The sequence below is a fragment of the Microbacterium sp. BR1 genome (assembly GCF_002812725.1).
Classification (GTDB): domain Bacteria; phylum Actinomycetota; class Actinomycetes; order Actinomycetales; family Microbacteriaceae; genus Microbacterium.
Window position 1 is genome coordinate 1,034,083 of the sequence record NZ_NMUN01000004.1, and the last position, 19,282, is coordinate 1,053,364.

Here is a 19,282-nt window from a genome sequence, read left to right on the forward strand (position 1 = left end):
ACGTTCGGTTCCTAGCGTCGCTCCCGTGACGACGACAATCGACCCGCCCCGCGCCGCGGCGCCAGGTCTTCCCGCGCCCACGCGACACGCCGCCCTCGCCCCCGTCATGGTGGGGCTCGGTGCAGCCCTGGTATCGGCGGTCGCCATCGGGGTGCCCTCGATGTGGGGCGATGAGGCAGCCAGCGTGATGTCGGCGCGACGACCGTGGGATTCGCTGTGGGCGATGAGCGCGAACGTCGACGCGGTCCACGTCGTGTACTACGCGATGCTGCACGTGTGGGTCGACGTGTTCGGCGCATCCTCCTTCTCCGTCCGCCTGCCGAGCGCGCTCGCCATCGGTGCGACCGCCGCGGGGGTCTTCACGCTGTGCCGTTTCTTCGTCGGCGGGCGGATCGCGCTGCTGGCGAGCATCGTGCCCCTTCTCGTGCCGCGCATCGTCTTCATGTCCGGAGAGGCGCGCTCCGCCGCGCTGTCCGCTGCTCTCGTGACGTGGCTCACGGTGCTGCTGGTGCACCTCGTGCGCACCCGAGGGACTCGCGCGGGCTGGTGGGTGCTGTACGCCGGGCTGCTCGCCATCAGCGTGCACGTGTTCTTGTACACCGCGCTGATCGCGGCCGCGCATCTGCTGACCCTCGTCGTGATGCGCGCGCCCCGCGAGATCTGGTGGCGCTGGGCGGTGGCCTCGGTCGCGGCGGGAATCGCCTGTCTGCCGTTCGCGATGCTGGCGACGAGCCAGCACGGTCAGATCGCATTCCTCGCGCGCCGGGACGTCATGGACCCGGACATGCTCTTCGTGAAGCAGTGGTTCGGTTCACTGCCGATCGCCCTCTTCTGCTGGGCCGCCATCGTGTTCGCGATCGCGTGGGCGGTGCGTTCGTGGCGACGTCGCCCGCAGCGTGAGGATGAGGCCGGAACCCGTCTGCTGGTCTGGATCTCGGTGCTGTGGCTGCTCGTGCCGATGGCGGCGTTGCTGCTCGCGAACATCGTGACCGGGCCGCTGTACACGGGACGATATCTGTCGTTCAGCGCTCCGGCCGCGGGCATCCTGATCGCCCTCGCCCTCGCGCAGCTGTGGCCCCGCCGGGCGGCGATCGTCGCCGGTGCCCTGGCGCTCGTCCTGGCGGTACCGTTCGCGATCTCACAGCGCACCGAGAACGCCAAGTTCGGCAGCGACTGGGCGCAGGTGTCGGAGTACGTGGGGGCGCACAGCCGGCCGGGCGACGGGGTGGTCTTCGACGACGGCGTGCGCCCCTCGCGCAAACCCCGCCTCGCCCTGCACCTGTACCCCGAGGGCTTCCGCGATACGGCCGACCTCGGGCTGGTGCGCTCCTACGACACGACGGACGGCCTGTGGGACACGGTGAAGCCGCTCGCAGAGCTCCCGGGCGTCCTGGACGACCACCAGCGCGTATGGGTCGTCGCCCGATCCCAGGACGGCACGAGCGACGACGAACGCACACTTCAGCAGGCGGGCTACCGACTCACCGACACCCGGTGGCTGGCACGCGACGTCATCCTCCTCTACACGAAAGGCACACCATGAGAACGCTCGTCATCGTCCCCACGTTCAACGAGGCGGCGAACATCCTCCACACCCTCGACGAGATCACCCTCTACCTGCCGTCGACCGATGTGCTCGTCGTCGACGACTCCTCCCCCGATGGCACGAGCAAGCTGGTTGCCGCCCGCGCGCTCGACGATCCGCGAATCGCCCTGCTGTCCCGCGGTGAGAAGGGCGGACTCGGAGGCGCCTACCGGGCGGGCTTCGACTACGCACGGGCACACGGGTACGCCGTCGTCATCGAGATGGACGCCGACGGATCGCACCCCGCTCAGCGCCTCCCGGCGCTGGTCGAGACGCTCTCGACCGCCGACCTCGTGATCGGCAGCCGATGGATGCGCGGGGGAAGCGTCGTCGGCTGGGCGCTGCACCGACGTGTGCTCTCGCGGATGGCGAGCGTATACGTGCGGGTGATGCTCGGCACGTCCGTCCGCGATGCCACCAGCGGCTTCCGCGCATTCCGCATCGAAACCCTGCGGACGATCGAGGCATCCTCCACGACGTCGGACGGATACAGCTTTCAGATCGAGACGCTCCATCGCGCACACCGCTGCGGGCTGACCGTCACCGAGGTGCCGATCGCATTCGCAGAGCGTGCGTACGGCCACTCGAAGATGACCGGGGGCATCATCCTCGAAGCGCTCACGCGCGTCGCCCGGTGGCGTCGCCACCCGTTCGTCCCGGGCACGCAGCCTCTGGCCGGTGCGACCTCGCTGATCGCGACGGTCTGACGCGGATGCACGATCTCGAGCCTCGGACCGTCCCGTCCGCGGGCGACGCGACCCGACGGCGATGGTCGCTGCGCGACTCCCTGCGGGACTTCGGGCGCGCGCCGCGGCTCATGGGCATCGACGTCGCCCGCGGCCTCGCCGTGTTCGGCATGATCGGCGTGCACGTGGGTGTGGCGTCGACCTTCGACGCCGGCATGCCCCTCACCTGGACGGCTCTCATCGAGGGACGGTCGTCCATCCTCTTCGCGGTCGTGGCCGGAATCTCGGTGGCGTTCGCCACGGGCATGAGGATCACACCGACCGGGCAGGCGCTCCGCAGCGCCCGCCTCAGGATGGCCGGCCGTGCGCTCGCGGTCCTCGCTATCGGTTTGGCGCTGGAGCTCCTCGGCAGCGACATCGCCGTCATCCTGCCCATCTATGGGTTGCTCTTCCTCATCATCATCCCGTTCCTGGGGCTGCGGCGCCGTACACTGCTCGTCATCTCGATAGCGCTCGCGCTCGCGGGCCCGACACTCGTGGTGCTCGTGCGCGCCCTGGCCCTCGGACGGAGCGGCCCCGGCGTCGACTTCCTCATCACCGGGTCGTATCCCCTCACCGTGTGGCTGCCGTTGATCCTCGCCGGGATGGTGGTCGGTCGGTCGTCGCTCCGCCGGACCAAGACGGCGGTGATCGTGACCGGCGTCGGTGTTCTGCTCGCCGTCGGCGGCTACGGCGTGGGAAGCGCGATCAGCGGCTCGGCCGACAGCTGGATCGCCGGAAACGCCTTCTCGAGCGGCTCGTCGGGATCCTTCGGCACACCCGGGACACAGGTCGACCTCAAGGGCAAGACGTGCATCACGAAGTCCGACAACGTGATCACGTGCTTCTCGGGCGATGGGAGCGGCGGAAAGGGAGGCGTCGGCGAGCAGAGCGGTACCTACCTCGAACGACTCGGCGCATCCGATCTCGGCACCTCACTGGCGGGTGCGTGGGGCGTTTCCCCGCACTCGGGCGGCACGTTCGAGATCATCGGATCGGGCGGCTTCGCGCTCATGATCGTCGGCGCATGTCTTCTCCTCGCTCGCCCCCTGCGTTGGCTTCTGATTCCCGTGGCCGCCGTCGGATCGATGCCCCTGACCGCCTACTCGGCGCACGTGATCTCGTTCGCGGTGCTGATCTCGCCGATCGCACTGGCCCCCGGCCTGATGAGCTTCGACGGATCGGGCACGAGCACGTTCTTCTGGCTCGCCTGCATGGGCACACTGCTGGTCGGCTGCACGGCCTGGGCGCTGACACTCGGGCGGGGTCCGCTGGAGCGCTTCACCGCGTGGGCGGCGCGGAGGATGGACCAGCCCGGAACGCCGCCGGACTGAGCCATGGCGGTCCGGTCGTCAGTGATCGCGCTGCCCGGACTCCACCGTGGTTTCGGCCGATGCGGTACGAATCGGGGCGAGGGTGCGGCTGCGGTGCGATGAACTCACGGCCGTAGGCGATGGGCATGAGCATTCGGTCTTCGGCCCCCGCATCTGGGTAGGTGCACGGTCGAGCTCATCACCCGTGATACCTCGGGCGCTCGGAGAAGCTCGATCTCCGTCGCGTCGTGCAGGCCGTGGTCATGACCGCCATGCTGGCCTCACCCGGTAGCGACGGTGCGGGTCGAAGGTCCTATCGTGACGCGAGCACGTTGAGGTGGACTGGAGGAGCCGATCGCTGCACCGGCGGAAGGGACTCCCGCTCCGATGACGACAAGGACTCCACATCGGGCAGGAGCTCACCACACGAGAACGACCGAGCAGACCGCCGCATCCGTGACCCCTCCCCTGACGGTGCGCGAGACAGCTGTGCGCCGGAGCGCCGACGTGCTCACGATGCTGTCCTCGACCCCGGACGGTCTGACGACGGCGGAGGCGGACGCCCGAAGGGCCCGTGTGGGTCCGAACGTGCTGCGCGAGCGACGCGCACGGCCGTGGCGCGTGCTGGGCCGCCAGGTGCGGAGCCCCATCCTGATCCTGCTGTTCGTCACCGCCGTGGTGTCGACGTTCCTCGGCGAGGCCGCGAACGCCGTGATCATCGGGATCATCCTCGCCGCGAGCATCGGCCTGGGGTTCGTGAGCGAATACCGGGCCGAGCGCACGGCCGATGCCTTGCACGATCGCATCCGGCACACGGTCATCGCGCGCCGCGACGGCGCCCCCACCGAGATCGATGTCACCGACCTCGTCCCCGGGGACGTCGTCGCGCTGAGCACCGGCACCGTGGTGCCCGCCGACATGCGCCTCCTCGAGGCCCACAACCTCGCGTGCGACGAGAGCATCGTGACCGGCGAATCCGTGCCCACCACCAAGGCCACGCAACCCGCGGACCACGATGCGGGGATCGCCGACCTCACCTCCTGCGTGCTGATGGGCACGGTGGTGCAGTCCGGCAGCGGTACGGCTGTCGTCGTGGCGACCGGGGCCCGCACCGAGTTCGGGCGGATCGCCGCCGGTCTCGCAACCGCGCAGACGCAGACGGGTTTCCAGCGCGGCCTCGGCCGATTCTCGATGCTCCTGCTCGAGGTCGCCCTGACCCTGACGACGGTGATCTTCGTCGCGAACGTGCTGCTGCACCGCCCCATCCTGGACGCGCTGCTCTTCTCCCTCGCGATCGCCGTGGGCATCACCCCGCAGCTTCTGCCCGCCGTGGTCAGCACGAGCCTCGCCGCCGGCACGCGCGCGCTCGCGAAGCGCCGCGTCCTGGTGAAGCGGCTCGTGTGCATAGAAGACCTCGGCGACATGGACATCCTCGTCACCGACAAGACGGGCACCCTCACCGAAGGCCGGATCAGCTTCACGCGCGCCCTGCCCGCCGACCCCGCGACCGACCCCGATGAGCTTCAGCTTCTCGGCCTGCTCGCAACCGAAGCCGACTACGCCACGACGCCGCACACCATCGTCGGGCTGAACCCCCTGGATGCGGCACTGTGGGACGCGGCTCGACCGGCGTCCGCGCGGCCCGAGACGTACCGTCGCGTCGATCTGCTCGCGTTCGACCACGAGCGGCGGCGCACGACCGTCCTGGCCGACACCCCCGCGGGCGAACGCATCGTCGTGACGAAAGGGTCGCCCGAGGAGGTGATGGGCGCCTGCTCCCACATCCCTGCCGGCGCCCAGGCGATCCTGGACGGCGAGTATGCGGATGGCGCACGGGTGGTTGCGGTTGCGACGAAATCCGCACCGCAGCTGCAGAACCTCACCATCGGCGATGAGGACGGCCTATCCCTGATGGGCTTCCTCGTGTTCCTCGACCGGCCCAAACCCGACGCCCGCGCCTCACTGGACGAGCTCGCGCGACTGGGCATCACGGTGAAGATCGCCACCGGCGACAACGCCGTCGTCGCACAGAAGGTCCTGGCCGATCTTGGTTTCGTCTCCGGCGGCACCTTGACCGGCTCGGAGATCGACGCTCTCGGTGATGACGCGCTGCGCCGGGCCGCGTCCACCGCGACGATCTTCGCGCGGGTCTCTCCGGAGCAGAAGGCGCGGATCATCCGCCTGCTGCGCCGCTCCGGGCGCGGCGTCGGATTCCTCGGCGACGGGGTCAACGACGCCCTCGCCCTGCACCAGGCCGATATCGGCATCTCCGTGGAGACCGCCACGGACGTCGCGAAGGATGCCGCGGACGTGCTTCTGCTCGACAAGGACCTGGGGGTTCTCGCCGACGGCGTCATCGAGGGCAGGCGGATCTTCGCCAACACGATCAAGTACGTGCTGATGGGCACGTCCAGCAACTTCGGGAACATGTTCAGCGCCTCAGTCGCCTCCGTCGTGCTCCCGTTTCTGCCGATGCTGCCCGGGCAGATCCTGCTGAACAACCTGCTCTACGACAGCGGGCAACTCGCGATCCCCAGCGACCGGGTCGACCCGGAGCAGCTGCGGGCGCCGTCGCACTGGGACATCGGCTTCATCCGCCGGTTCATGCTGTTGTTCGGTCCCATCAGCTCCCTGTTCGACTTCGCCACTTTCGCGCTGATGATGTTCGTCTTCCACGCCGCCGAGGATGAGTTCCAGGCCGGATGGTTCATCGAGTCCGTCGCCACCCAGACCCTGATCATCTTCGCCATCCGAACCCACCGCATCCCGTTCGTGCGCAGCCGACCATCGGCGGGCCTCACCATCACGTCCCTCGCCGTCGTCGCGATCGGGGTGTGGTTGCCCTATTCGCCGGTGTCGGGGTTGCTCGGCTTCCAGCCGCTCCCGGCCCTGTTCTTCCTGGCCCTCGTCGGCATGATGGTCGCGTACCTCGTGTGCGTCGAGGCCGCCAAGGGCTGGTTCTTCGCCCGTCCCGCCCAGCAACCCGCACCGCAGCCGCCCATCGTGGCACGGATGCGCCGCTATCAGCGCCGCGTGCACCGCCGCTCCGCTCGATTCGCCGCCCCCTCGCCGGCCCAGACCCGGTGACCGGACCGGGACGGTGGCCGTCTCAGCGAGCCGGGTAGCGTCACATCATGATCGGGTGCCGACCCGGGGCATCAGAAGTCCGTCACATAACGCAGCAGCGCGGCGGCGGGGCCGGTCCCGTCCGGTGGGCCCGGGTGCACGGGGACGATGATCGCATCGTCGGCGAGAGCCTGGCGGACGAGTTCGTCATGACGGTCCGGGAGCCCGCCCGCTGGGGGCGCGTCGGCTGCGGGCGCACGCCAGTCCGTGTCGATGAACAGCGTGTCGATCGCGCCGGCCCGGGATGCCCTCTCGATGGCGTCGAGCTCGTACAGCACCAGACTCGGGGAGGCCTCGGTCAGCCGGTCGAGCTGCGACTCGCGTCTGCGTGCGCGCACCTCCCCGACTCGGGAATCGGCGAGGTCGCCGAGCCTGTCCGGGGTGTCGTCGTCGTGATTGCCGGGGAGCGTCCCGGCCAGGGATGCCGAGTTGGGGAGGGTGTCCTGGAGAATGCTCGACAGCGGCTCGGCCGCGGCGATCAGGAGCAGGGCCCCCGCCTCGTGGAGGACGGGTCCGATGGCCCGGTGGATGGCGCGGGCGTACTCCCGCAGGCGCTCTTTGGGATCCTCGGAGGTGCGCAGATGCGCGAGGGTGTCCCGATCCCCCGTGAGATCCAACCGGACTGTGGTGCGCAGGCTCTCGGGAAGACCGGGCACATCGACGACACGAGGGGGATGCGCGGTCACGTCGACGAGGCGGATGCTGTTCTCCGACGCGGCGAGCGCGAACACCGGCGGTTGCACGGCGAGCATGCCCTCCACGAGAGGGGCGATGAGAAAACGGTCGCCCACTCCCACCCATGGCGCGGGTGACGTGATCAGCGGGATCGACTCGCACTCCTCGGGCGTGGCGAAGATGCCCACCGATCGGATCCGCTCATCCATCCGCACGCGATCCGCGGTATCACTCGCGAGCCGCTCCAGCTGGCCGCGGATCGCGTCGGTGGTCGATGTGGGCGCGCCCGCGTCGGCGAGGGCACGCAACACATCGCGTATCTGCGTGCGAGCCTGTTCGGTCGGGTGATTGCCGCGCAGCCAGGCGCCCGCGTCGCCGTAGACCGTGACGCACCAGGGTGCGCGCGCATCGGCGATGCGGCGCACCTCAGTTCGCGCCGGTGATGACGATCCTCCGGGGAGTCCCGACCTGTGTGGGTGGGACGCTGGCGGTGAGTACTGCCTACCGGTCATGAGATCTCCTTCCGGCGAGCATGCAGAAGTTGCACACCGCTAGCGTCGCTCCTGCTCGCGCAACCGGGAAGGGTCCTTGGTCCCACGCCCGTGTCACCGAGGGCCGGCGGGTCGGGTTCGGTCGCTCTCTCCGTGAGATTCCCGCTGCGTCCGAGCCGTGTCCGCCGGGTGGGACGAAGATCCAGGGGCCCGTTGCGCGGCTCTCCTCTCGATACGGCGGTGGACGAGCTTGCCGGTCTCGACGACCACGAGCACCGATGAGGCGATCAGTGCCGCGACGGCCCAGTCGGTCGGTGCCAGAGGCACGACACCGAGGACGCCGGCAGCCGCCGGCCACGCCATCACCGCCCACAGCAGGGCGACCGAGACCACGACCGAGACCAGCAGCAACCGGTTGCGCAGCGGGTTCAGCCGGAACAGCGACATCTTCTCCGAGCGGGCGTTGCCGACCTGGAAGACATTGAAGAACACGAACGTCACCAACGCCAGGGAACGCGCGTACTCGAGGTCGGCGCCGGATCGGAGCGCCCCCTCGAACACGACCAGCACGATCATCCCCATCCATACCCCGGTCAGGAACGTGCGTACCCACAACGCGCGCGACAGCACGCCCTCACGACGTGGTCGCGGTGGATGCGCGAGCTCGTCCCCGTGGGCGGGTTCGAACGCCAACGCGATGTCCTGGATGCTGTCGGTGACCAGGTTGATCCAGAGGATCTGCACCGGCAGGAACAGCAGCGGCTGGTCGAGAAGCAGGTTCACCGTCAACGCCAGCACCGCTGCAATCCCGGTCGAGAGGAGGAAGAACGTCGCGTTGCGGATCGCGGCGAACGTCACGCGGCCCTGCTCGACGGCGTGGACGATCGTCACGAAGTCGTCGTCGGTGAGGATCAGGTCGGCGGCGTCCCGGGCGACATCGGTGCCCGACCTGCCCATCGCCACGCCGATCGCCGCGGCCTTCAACGCCGGGGCGTCGTTCACGCCGTCACCCGTCACCGCCACCGTCTCGCCGGAGGCGGTCAAGGCCTGAACGATCCGCAGCTTGTCCTGGGGAGTGGCACGCGCGACGACGTTGGTCTGCGCGAGGCGGGCGACGAGAGCCGCCTCGTCCAGGGCCGCCATCTCCCCGCCGGTCAGGGGGTGACCCGCGTGGGGAACACCCAGCTGCCCGGCGATCGCCTGCGCGGTGGCAGGGTGGTCGCCGGTGAGCATCTTCACCGTCATTCCCGCGCGCGCACAGGAGGCGATCGCCTCCTCCACCCCCGGCCGCGGTGGGTCGATCATCGCCTCGAAACCCAGGAACGTGAGTCGGGCAGCGGACGGCAGCGGCATCGACGAGAGCTCGCCGTCGTCGAGCTCGCGTTCCGCGGTCGCGATGACCCGCAGCCCACGGTCCGCGAGATCCCGGTGCGCATGCTCCGCCATCTCGATCCCGACGACATCGCCGTCCAGGGTTGCCGCGGTCGTGCAGAGGGTGAGGATGACGTCGGGCGCGCCCTTGACGAACAGCATCCTTCGGCCATCCGGATCGTGGCGCACCGACTGCGACAATCGCAGCTCGGGCTCATAGGGCGTGTATGCCTCGGCGCGAGCGGCTCGTTCGTCCGCGGTCACCGCGCCGGCGTCCAGCGCTGCCGATGCCATGGCGACGTCGACGGAGTCCCCGACCAGCACGCCCTCCCGGACGGCCGCCTCGTTGGTGAGCGCGCCGGCCCGCAACGTCCGCCTGACCGTCGGGGTGACGTGCTCACCAGGCCGCCAGGCTCCGTCGACGGTCCAGATCTCGGTGACCGTGAGCCGGTTCTGTGTGAGTGTTCCGGTCTTGTCACTGAGGATCACGGTCGTGGACCCCAGCGTCTCCACCGCCGGCAGATGCCGCACGATCGCACGCCGACGCGCCATCTGCGACACACCGACACTCAACGCGACGGTGAGCACGATGGGGAGTGATTCGGGAACCGAGGCGACCGCCAGCGCCACCGCGGTGCGCACCATCTCGCCCGGCGCATACCCGCCGACCACACCGGCCACGAACACGAAGAAGATCGCGGCCAGCAGGGCGACCACGATCTGACGTTCCAGTCTCCGCGTCTTCTGCTGCAAAGGAGTCAGAGCAGGCGGAGCCTGCACCAGGTCGCTGATGGCCCCCAGCTCGGTGTCCGCACCCGTCGCAACCGCCACGGCCCGCCCGCGCCCCGCAGTGACCAACGTCCCCGAATACACCATGTTCGTCCGCTCACCGAGGACGGCGTCGGCCTCGACGATGCCGGCCTGCTTGTCTACGGGGAACGATTCTCCGGTGAGCAGGGACTCGTCCACGCGCAGCGCGTTCGCGCGGAGCAGCCGCAGATCGGCCGGCACACGCTCCCCCGCCACGAGCAGGACGATGTCCCCGGGCACGACCTCGCGCGACGGCACCGTTCGTGTCGTGTCGCCACGGACCACCTGCGCCACGGTCGTGGACAGCGATCGCAATCCGCGCAGGTCTCGTTCCGCCTTGCGCGTCTGCCAGAATCCGAGCGTGGCGTTCAAGACGATCACGACGAAGATCGCGGTCGCATCCACCCACTCCCGCTGAACGATCGTGACGGCACCGGCGATGAGCAGGATGAAGATCAACGGCCCGGCGAGCTGACGGCCGAGCACCTTCCACCACGGGTCCGGGTGCACGGAGGGAAGCTCGTTCGGGCCATGGACGTGAAGCCGATGCCCGGCGTCCTGCTCCGTCAGCCCCTCGGGCCCCGTGCCCAGAGCCTCCAGCAGTGCCGCCTCATCGAGCTCGGCCCACACCAGAAACCCGAGCGAATTCCGCGTAGGTAGGTCGCCCGGCATCAGATACCCGGTGCTCGGGCGATCCCTGCACGTCCCGCCGTGCCGACCGGGTGCCCGCGCCGCACACCGGTGGCCGACACCGCGGACGAGGGGACGAGGGGCGCCGTCCCGGGACGGTGCCCCTCTCGCGGCCCTCCGGGAGACGATGCGCCGGTGCCCGAATCGGCGTGCCGTCTCGAACCAGAGGGCGACCCAACGGGCCCGGCGTCCCCGGGGCGTCCCCCATGCGAAGGGCGTGCTCCGAGAAAGCCGAGGTCCATCGATTCAGTCTGCGCCGTGGAATCACGAACATCCGGGCCCTAAGTCCCAGCAGCCCGTGTTCTCCACCATCACGCCGTCTGCCGGGACGGGGACGGTGCGGCGGCGAGCTCCGCGGCGAACGCGGCGTACGCGTCGAAGACATGGGGGTCATCCAGCGAGGAGAGGGCGGCGAGCTCGGCCGGGTCCTGACCCTGGAGGATGCGTTTTACGGGCACCTCCAGCTTCTTGCCCGTGCGTGTGCGGGGCACGGCGGGAACGGTGACGATCCGGTCGGGGACGTGCCTCGGCGTCAGCGCCTCCCGAAGTGCGCGATGGATGTCGCGGCGGGCCGTCTCCTCCACCCACCCGCTGCCCGGCACGACGAACAGCACGAGCAGACCTGGCCCGCCCTCTGGATCCTCCAGGTGCACCACGAGGCTGTCGGCGACGGTCGGCAGCTCCTCCACGACGCGGTAGAACTCCGCCGTGCCGAGGCGCACACCGCCACGGTTGAGCGTCGCATCCGACCTGCCCGCGACGATGCAACTGCCGGCAGGGCCGAACCGCACCCAGTCGCCGTGCCGCCAGATCCCCGGATAGACGTCGAAGTACGCCTCGCGGAAGCGCGTGCGGTCCGCGTCCGCCCAGAAGCCGATGGGCATCGAGGGCATCGGGCGTCGGATGACCAGCTCGCCGAGTTCGTCGACGACGACGCGTCCCTGCGGGTCGAACGCGACGGCGTCGACACCGAGCGAGGCGCCGCTGATCTCGCCCGCCCACACGTCGTGGAAAGGGGAGCCCTGCACGATCGCCGAGCAGACGTCCGTGCCACCGCTGCCCACGTTCAGCAGGACGTCGTCGCCGAACTGCTCGTGGACCCAGGCGAAGCCGGCCGCCGTGAGCGGGCTTCCCGCGACGCCGACCTGGCGCACCGCCGAGAGGTCGTGGTCGCGCGCGGGCCGCAGCCCCGCGTCCCGTGACGCCATGATCAGACCGGGGCTGGCCCCCATGAGCGTCGCGCGCGTGGCGGCGGCGAGCCGCCACTGGCTGTCGAGGTCCGGGTAGAGCGGATTGCCGTCGATGAGCACGGCCGCGGCCCCGTGCAGCAGCGCGGAGACCAGCGTGTTCCACATCATCCACGCGGTCGTCGTGAACCACAGCAGCCGATCCCCCGCCCGCAGGTCCCAGTGCAGCCCCAGCGACTTCAGGTGCTCGAGCAGGATTCCGCCGTGGCCGTGCACGATCGGCTTCGGCTTGCCCGTGGTGCCGGAGGAGAACAGGACGAACAGCGGATGCGAGAACGGCACGGCGTCGAACACGAGCGGCTCGTCGGTCTCCGCGGCGAGCTCGTCCCACAGCACATCGCCCTCGGCCCGGAACTCACCGTACGGCACGCCCACCACATGCCGCACGGTGGGCAGCCCCGCGCGGAGCGCGGCGACATCGGGAGCCTTGTCGATCGCCTTATCGCCGTAGCGGTACCCGTCGGCGACCAGGAGCACGACGGGATCGAGCTGTCCGAACCGGTCGATCACCGCCCGGCTGCCGAACTCCGGCGCGCAGCTGGCCCACACCGCGCCCAGACTCGCGGCGGCGAGGAAGGCGACGACGGTCTCGGGGATGTTGGGCAGGTAGGCCACCACCCGGTCGCCCCGCCCCACGCCGAGCCGGCGCAGGCCTGCGCGCACCCGCCGCACCTGCTCGCCGAGCGCGCCGAAGGTGAGTTCGGCATCCTCGCGCGTCTGCGAGGTCGCGATGAGTGCGAGCGAGTCAGGGTCATGCCGCAGACAGTGCTCCGCGTAGTTCAGCTCCGCTCCGTCGAACCACCGGACCTCCGGCATCGTCTCACCCGTGAGCACGGCCCGGGCGGGCACGGCGGCGCGGACCCCGAAGTAGTCCCAGATCGCCGTCCAGAATGCATCGAGGTCCTCGACGGACCAGGCGTGCAGCGCGGTCACGTCGGCGAAGTCCAGACCGCGCTCGGCGCCCAGCCACCGCATGAAGTCCGCCAGCACGGATGCCTCGCGCAGCGCCGGGGACGGACGGTAGAGGAGGCGGTGCGCGGGCGCACCGGCATCCGCCGCGCTCATCGGTCGACGCCCGTCGCCAACGCCAGCCGCAGGAGGTCCGCCTCCGCGAAGAGCGCCGCCAGCTCGGGCATCGAGTCCACGACCAGGTCGGGCACGTCCTCGGCCGTCGCGTCGGCGATCGTCGCCCTGGTCGCCATGCCGGTCAGCACGATGCCGGCGACGGCGCCCGCGCGCCGGGCCATCCCGCTCTCCAGATAGACGTCGTCGCCCACGACCAGCGTGCGGGCGGGCGTCGTCCCGAGCGCCCAGCACACCGTGTCCATCGCGTACTCCGAGGGCTTGCCGAGCACCGTCCACGGCCGACCTGTCACATGCGAGAGTCCCGCCGTGATGAACCCGGAGACGCCGACGTTCAGGCGGTCCTGGCTCGCGAAGGCGGGGGCGTCGGACGTGCAGTAGAGCGCCGCACCGGCGAGGATGGCCTCGGCCGCGAACTGCAGCTTGGGCTTGGCGAAATCGGTGTCCCAGCCGACGAGCACGGCGACCGCACCGCACTGTGCGCCGGACGCGTGGTCGTCGGGGTCGACGAGGGTGATGCCGTGGTCCCGCAGGACCGAGACCACCCCGTCGCCGCCGTAGGCGAGCACCGGGGCGTCCGCGTAGCGCTCCCGGATGACGCGAGCGGCAGCGACCGCCGGTGTGAGCACCTCGTCGTCCGCCACCTCGATGCCGAGTGCGCGCAAGTGGGCGGCGATGTCGGAGGGCCGCTGGGCCGTGCCGTTGGTGAAGGCGCACAGCCGGCGCCCGGAGTCCCGGGTCCGCGCGATCATCTCCGCCGCTCCCGGCAGGGCGACGCCCCCGCGTCCGCTCGGGCCGTCCGAGAGCACGAGACAGCCGTCGATGTCGAACATGATGCCGTCGACGGCGGCGAGTCTACGGATGATGTCGGACGTCATCGGTCCTCCTTCGTGGGGCGGTCCAGTGCGATGCGCGCGTCGCCCGACCAGACGCGCAGCGAGCGCCAGCGGGGCAGCTCGTGCACGGCGTCGATGAACGAGACGACGTCCGTGACGGCGGTCGTGCGGCGCCGCGGGGCGCCGGACCAGCGCGGAGCCGGTCCCGCGGCGTACATCGGGGCGAGCTGCTCCTCGGGCAGTACGATCGCCAGCAGCAGCTCCTCCTCGCTGAGGCGCCGGCCGAGGCGGGCGGCGTGGATCTCGTGCAGCTCGGCCAGCGACCGCTCCTCCTGTTCCCGGTCGAGCTCTGCCGCACGCGGAAGGTCGCGCACGCGGGAGACGACCTCGGGATCGATCTCGCCCTCGGGTGTGCCGAAGTGGCCGAGCACGAAGCGCACGACCTCGTCCGGGATGCGGCTGTAGCGGTCCTGTCCGCTGTCCTGAGCGAGCACGTTCATGAGTGCCTGGCTGCCGACGAACTGGCTGAACGGCGTCACCATGATCGGGTAGCCGAGCTCGGCGCGCACCCGCACGCACTCCTCCAGCACCCTCGGCAACCGGTCGGCGAGCCCGATCTCGCCGAGCTGCCGGATGAGGGTGCCGCGCATGCCGCCCGGCACCTGGTGCACATGAGCACCGAGATCGAACTCCGACGGGGTGCCGGCGGGAAGTCCCTGGGTGTCCGCGATGTCCCACAGCGTCGCGGCCGCGCGGGTCGCGGCGTCCCGATCCGCCTCGATCTCGATGCCGACGGCGTCCAGATTCGTGAGCAGGTGCTCGAGGCTCGGCTGAGCCGTACCGTTCGAGAGCGGCCCGAGCCCGGTGTGGAGGACGTCGACGTCGAGCGCGGCCGCGGTGACATACAGCTGCGACGCGGCGCCCGTCGTCGTGTGGCTGTGCAGCTCCAGGGGCTTGGAGACGGCGGCCCTCAGCCTCGGGACGAGGTCGCGCACCCGCTCGACGGTGAGCAGACCGCCCGGATCCTTGAGGTAGACGCGGTCGATCGCGGGCTCGGCCTCGTAGGCGAGCGCGTTGGCGAGGTAGCGCTCGTCGGTGTGCACGGGGCTCTCCGTGAACACGACGCCCGCCACCACCTGCGTGAACCCCTCGTCCTTGGCCCACCGCGCGACCCGGCAGGTGGCGTCGCGGTCGTTCATCGGCTCGGCGATCTGGAGCCGGCGGACGCCGTGCGTGGCGAGCATCCGGAGTGCGAGGCGCATGACCGGCTCGGTCGCTCTCTCCCACGACATGAAACGCATCCCCGTCGTGATCGCCGACAGCAGGACCCCGGGGGCCGCGGCGCTCACCCGGTCGAGCCGCTCCCACGGGTTCTCCCGGTGGAACTTCACCCCGACGGAGAGGTGCGTCGAACTCGTGACGTCGATCGCGTCGAACCCCACCGCCGCGAGCCCCGCAGCGGCCGCCTCTGCCATGCCGGTCGTGATGCCAGTCGCCCCCCACAGGCTCTGATTGCCGTCGCGCAACGACGTGTCGACGACGCGCACCGGTCCGCGGGTCCGGGTCGTGCCCAGTGCCGTCAGATGTGGCGCGCGGGAGGTCGTCTCGGTCATCGGATGCCCTCTCTCAGCGTCTCCCATTCACGGCCGAACCACGTGGTCGGCACCGGTCCCGCCCGGAACTGCTCGTGGCCGAGCACGGCCGCCAGCATCGGCAGGGTCGTGGCGATGCCCTCGATGCGGGTGGCGCGGACGGCCGCGAGCGCCGCGGCGATGGCGGCCGCGCGGTCATGGGATCGCACGATAAGCTTGGCGGCCAGACTGTCGTAGTAGGGCGGGAAGTCGAAGCCCGACGCGATCTGCGTCTCGATGCGGATGCCGGGTCCGTGCGGCCACCGCACCTCACCGATGCGCCCCGCGTTCGGCCGGAAGTCGGCGGCGGGATCCTCCGCGTTAATGCGCAGCTCGATCGCGACGGCGGGCGGCACGGCCGGCGGATCGGGCAGCTCCGTCGGTCGTCCGAGTGCGAGCAGCAGCTGCGCCGCCACCAGGTCGACCCCGAACGCCTCCTCGGTCACCGGGTGCTCGACCTGGATGCGCGCGTTGACCTCCAGGAAGACCACGTCGTCGCTGAGCGTGTCCACGAGGAACTCGACCGTGCCGGCCCCGCGGTACCGCAGGGCGCGCACGAGCGCCCGTGAGGCGTCGTGCAGGGTGCGGCGCCGTTCGGGCGAGAGATCGGGCGCCGGGCATTCCTCGATGAGCTTCTGGTGCCGCCTCTGCACGGAGCAGTCACGGTCGCCGAAGATCAGCACGCCGCCCTCACCGTCGCCGAAGACCTGCACCTCGACGTGGCGCGCCGAGCCGTAGTAGCGCTCGATGTAGAGGTCGCCGTTGCCGAACGCGACGGCGGCCTCCTGCGCGGCCTGAGGCGCGAGCGCGACCAGCTCCGCCTCGGAGGAGGCCAGGCGGATGCCCCGGCCTCCACCGCCGTGGATGGCCTTCACCAGCAGCGGGTAGCCGACCTCCGCGCCGAGGGCGGCGACGTCGTGGACGTCGGTGATCAGGCGTCCCTGCGCGACCGGGACGCCCGCCGCGACCGCCACCGCGCGCGCGCTGCCCTTGTCCCCCACCGCGCGCAGCGTCTCCGGCCGTGGTCCGGCGAAAGCGATCCCCTCCGCCTCGAGCAGTTCGCACAGTCGCGGCTGCTCGCTGAGGAACCCGTACCCGGGGTGGACGACATCGGCGCCCGCGTTGACGGCGGCCTGCGCGATGAGCTCGGGCCGCAGGTAGCTCTGCGCTGCGGGCGCCGGACCGATCGTGAGGACGCGGTCGGCGGCGCGGGCCGCGATCGAATCGGTGTCGGCGGCGCTCGCGGCGAGCACCGACTCGGCACCGATACGCCGCGCGGCGGCGACGACGCGCGCCGCGATCTCACCGCGGTTGGCGACGAGCACGACGGGAGAGGCCGCGGACACGACTCAGGCCTCGAGCCGGGCGAGGACCTCGCCGAACTGCACGTGCGCCCCGTCATCCGCCTCGAAGCCCGCGATGATGCCGGCGACACCGGCGGACACCGGGTTCATGAGCTTCATGATCTCGATGATCCCGATCGTCGTGTCGGGCTGCACCGCGTCCCCCGGCTCGACGAACGGGGGCTCCCCGGGAGCGGGACGGCGGTAGAAGACGCCGAGCATCGGCGCGGTGATGGCCGCACCTGTCGCCACGGACTCGTGGGCGGGCGTGGGCCCCGGGGCGGACACGGGGGCGGGCGGCGCCGGCTGCGGGGGCCGATCCGCCCTGACCGCGTCCGTGGCCGCGACGACATGTTCCGTTGGGCCGCCGATGGTGCCGGTGCGGGAGAGCTGGACCGAGACGTCGCCGAATGCGACGGCGACGTCGTCGTACTCGCCACCGTCGAGGATGGCGATGAGATCGAGTAGTTGCTGCCAGCTCGGCGAGGAATCCGGGGCCACGTCGCCCTCCTTACGGTCGAGGCACCATCGTGCGGGCGGGAGGGGGCCGCGGCAATTCGCGTTCTCATAAGATGAGAAGAGTCGTGGTCTTGATCCGGGCGTCGGGCATACGGTGAACGCCCCAGCCGGGACCACCACGATCGCGAATTCGAGGACGAACCGTGACCGATCATTTCGATGCCGTCGTCGTCGGCGGCGGCCACCATGCGACGATCATCGCCCCCTACCTGGCCCGCGCGGGCCTGAATGTCGCGGTGTTCGAAGCCCGCACCCACCTCGGCGGCGGCGCCCAGAGCATGCCGGGGCCTGTCGGCGGCGTCACGCAGAACCCGTGCGCGCACTGGACACGCTTCTACGGCCACCCCGCTTACCGAGACTTCGGGCTGGGCGAACTGGGTCTGCGCTACGTGTTCCCCGAGGGCAACGAGGCGATGGTCTTCGACGACGGCTCGGTGTTCATCGGGTACTCCGCCGCGCGCGTGGTGGACGACAGCGGTCGCGCCGAGCCGTGGGCGGAGGGGGTGGCGCGGACGGAAGCGAACATCCGCGCCTTCAGCCGACGCGACGCCGACGCGTACCTGCGCATCCACGACGCCTACGCCGCGCACATCAAGTCCGCCTTCGGGCGCCAGCGCTTCACCCCGCCGCCGCCGTGGGGAACGCCCGACCCCCTCGAGGCTCTGCTCGAGGTCCCCGGCTCGCTCATCGAGCCGGTGCACCAGTTCATGACGATGCGCCAGCTCGCCTACGACGTGTTCGAGTCGGACGAGCTGCGTACGCTGTTCATGCGCGCCGGCGTCACGTCCACCGGCTGCTACCCCGACGATGTCCCCGGCCTCCAGGGCTTCGTGCACAACCTCGCTCTCGTCCTCTCCCTCGAGCCGGCGGCGATCGCGATCGGCGGGACGGGCGCCATCACCTCCGCCCTCGTGAAGGCGGGACGGATGCGGGGAGTCCGGTACTTCACCGGCACGCGCGTCGACGAGATCGTGCAGGACGGCGGCCGGGCCACCGGTATCCGGCTCGAGGACGGCACCTTCGTCGGAGCGGACATCGTCGTCAGCGACCTCGGACTCCCCCAGACCGTGCTGCAGCTGCTGCGCCACGGCGAGGTCGCCGAGCGCATCCGCCACCGGCTGCGCAACGTCGTGTACGACCGCGGACAGCTCGTGTGGGCGAACGTGGTCACCCACGAGGCCCCGGACTACGCGGGAACGACCGGGGTGGGCGAGGCCGGGTCCCAACCGCGGCTGTACTGGGGACCGAAGGACCCCGACTGGTTCGCGACCCGCTATCAGGCGCACATCTTCGCGGAGGGGATCTCCCCGCGGATGCTCATGCTCTCCAGCACCGACTCGCAGTGGGACACCACCCGCGCGCCGGACGGGCTCCACATCACGGGCATCGAGGAGTTCACCGCGCCCGCGCGGTTCTTCGACGAGGCGGGCTGGGCGCACCTCGAGCGCGAGTTCGAGCGTCGCATCCGCGCGCAGTGGCCGACCTACGCGCGCAACATGACCGACGACAACATCGCCGCTATCGAGTGGTTCCTGCCCCCGCGCGTGCGAGCGACGCACCCCGACATGATCGAGGGCGGATATGTCGAGGGCGCGCATCTCGCCAGCCAGATGGGGCGGTTCCGCCCGATCCCCGAGCTCGCCGACTATCGGACGCTGCTGCCGAACCTCTACAACTGCTCCTCCAACGTGCACTCGGGGTCGGGTATCGGCCGCGGGAGCTCGCTCAACTGCTGGCATCGCATCGCGCAGGACCTCGGGATCGATCCGGACGCGGAGATCCGCCGACCCGAGCCCGCCCTCCTCGAGGCGAACCGGGCGACGATCTGACCCGAGGG

At 70.6% G+C, this 19,282-nt stretch carries 12 protein-coding genes; 5 read left to right on the plus strand and 7 right to left on the minus strand.

Going from position 1 to position 19,282, the window contains the following annotated elements:
* The first annotated feature begins 25 nt into the window (after positions 1 to 25).
* From CGU35_RS09105 to mgtA, 4 genes are all read left to right on the plus strand, one after another.
* Positions 26 to 1,543, plus strand: coding sequence for a glycosyltransferase family 39 protein (locus CGU35_RS09105; protein ID WP_157813926.1), 1,518 nt, complete (start codon positions 26 to 28; stop codon positions 1,541 to 1,543).
* A complete protein-coding gene (locus CGU35_RS09110) occupies positions 1,540 to 2,292 on the plus strand; it encodes a polyprenol monophosphomannose synthase (protein WP_100811163.1) in 753 nt (250 codons plus the stop codon). Before CGU35_RS09105 ends, CGU35_RS09110 begins: the two co-directional genes overlap by 4 nt.
* 5 nt (positions 2,293 to 2,297) lie before the next feature.
* A complete protein-coding gene (locus CGU35_RS09115; protein WP_100811164.1) occupies positions 2,298 to 3,644 on the plus strand; it encodes a heparan-alpha-glucosaminide N-acetyltransferase domain-containing protein in 1,347 nt (448 codons plus the stop codon).
* A gap of 435 nt (positions 3,645 to 4,079) precedes the next feature.
* Complete coding sequence (gene mgtA, locus CGU35_RS09120; protein ID WP_232711207.1) at positions 4,080 to 6,710, plus strand: magnesium-translocating P-type ATPase; 2,631 nt, start codon at positions 4,080 to 4,082, stop codon at positions 6,708 to 6,710.
* A 71-nt stretch (positions 6,711 to 6,781) separates the two neighbouring features.
* Here the strand turns inward: mgtA and CGU35_RS09125 are convergent, their stop codons facing one another.
* The 7 genes from CGU35_RS09125 to CGU35_RS09155 form a co-directional block, all read right to left on the minus strand.
* Entirely contained in the window at positions 6,782 to 7,936 is a 1,155-nt protein-coding gene (locus tag CGU35_RS09125; RefSeq protein ID WP_198519540.1) for a baeRF11 domain-containing protein, read from the minus strand.
* Positions 7,937 to 8,029: 93 nt separating this feature from the next.
* The gene (locus CGU35_RS09130) at positions 8,030 to 10,726 is read right to left on the minus strand and encodes a cation-translocating P-type ATPase (protein WP_198519541.1); all 2,697 of its coding nucleotides are present in this window, start codon (positions 10,724 to 10,726) and stop codon (positions 8,030 to 8,032) included.
* Between the two features lie 371 nt (positions 10,727 to 11,097).
* A complete protein-coding gene (locus CGU35_RS09135) occupies positions 11,098 to 13,098 on the minus strand; it encodes an acetoacetate--CoA ligase (RefSeq protein ID WP_100811168.1) in 2,001 nt (666 codons plus the stop codon).
* Positions 13,095 to 13,994: an HAD-IIA family hydrolase gene (locus CGU35_RS09140; RefSeq protein WP_100811169.1), complete on the minus strand. Its 900-nt coding sequence runs from the start codon at positions 13,992 to 13,994 to the stop codon at positions 13,095 to 13,097. Before CGU35_RS09140 ends, CGU35_RS09135 begins: the two co-directional genes overlap by 4 nt.
* Entirely contained in the window at positions 13,991 to 15,565 is a 1,575-nt protein-coding gene (locus tag CGU35_RS09145) for a hypothetical protein (RefSeq protein WP_198519542.1), read from the minus strand. Before CGU35_RS09145 ends, CGU35_RS09140 begins: the two co-directional genes overlap by 4 nt.
* Positions 15,562 to 16,929 carry an ATP-binding protein gene (locus CGU35_RS18725; protein WP_100811171.1) on the minus strand — a complete coding sequence of 456 codons (1,368 nt, stop codon included), beginning with the start codon at positions 16,927 to 16,929 and terminating at the stop codon, positions 15,562 to 15,564. Before CGU35_RS18725 ends, CGU35_RS09145 begins: the two co-directional genes overlap by 4 nt.
* Before the next feature lie 3 nt (positions 16,930 to 16,932).
* A complete protein-coding gene (locus CGU35_RS09155) occupies positions 16,933 to 17,427 on the minus strand; it encodes an acetyl-CoA carboxylase biotin carboxyl carrier protein (RefSeq protein WP_100811172.1) in 495 nt (164 codons plus the stop codon).
* Positions 17,428 to 17,588: 161 nt separating this feature from the next.
* Here CGU35_RS09155 and CGU35_RS09160 point away from each other — a divergent pair, with 161 nt between their 5' ends.
* Entirely contained in the window at positions 17,589 to 19,274 is a 1,686-nt protein-coding gene (locus CGU35_RS09160; protein ID WP_100811173.1) for a phytoene desaturase family protein, read from the plus strand.
* Positions 19,275 to 19,282: the final 8 nt, after the last annotated feature.

What these genes read in the sequence shown, in the direction of transcription:
- CGU35_RS09115 (WP_100811164.1), top strand. Translation starts at nt 2,298, where the DNA reads ATGCACGATCTCGAGCCTCGGACCGTCCCGTCCGCGGGCGACGCGACC.
- CGU35_RS09145 (WP_198519542.1), bottom strand. Translation starts at nt 15,565, where the DNA reads ATGACCGAGACGACCTCCCGCGCGCCACATCTGACGGCACTGGGCACG.
- CGU35_RS09140 (WP_100811169.1), bottom strand. Translation starts at nt 13,994, where the DNA reads ATGACGTCCGACATCATCCGTAGACTCGCCGCCGTCGACGGCATCATG.
- CGU35_RS09125 (WP_198519540.1), bottom strand. Translation starts at nt 7,936, where the DNA reads ATGACCGGTAGGCAGTACTCACCGCCAGCGTCCCACCCACACAGGTCG.
- CGU35_RS09110 (WP_100811163.1), top strand. Translation starts at nt 1,540, where the DNA reads ATGAGAACGCTCGTCATCGTCCCCACGTTCAACGAGGCGGCGAACATC.
- CGU35_RS09135 (WP_100811168.1), bottom strand. Translation starts at nt 13,098, where the DNA reads ATGAGCGCGGCGGATGCCGGTGCGCCCGCGCACCGCCTCCTCTACCGT.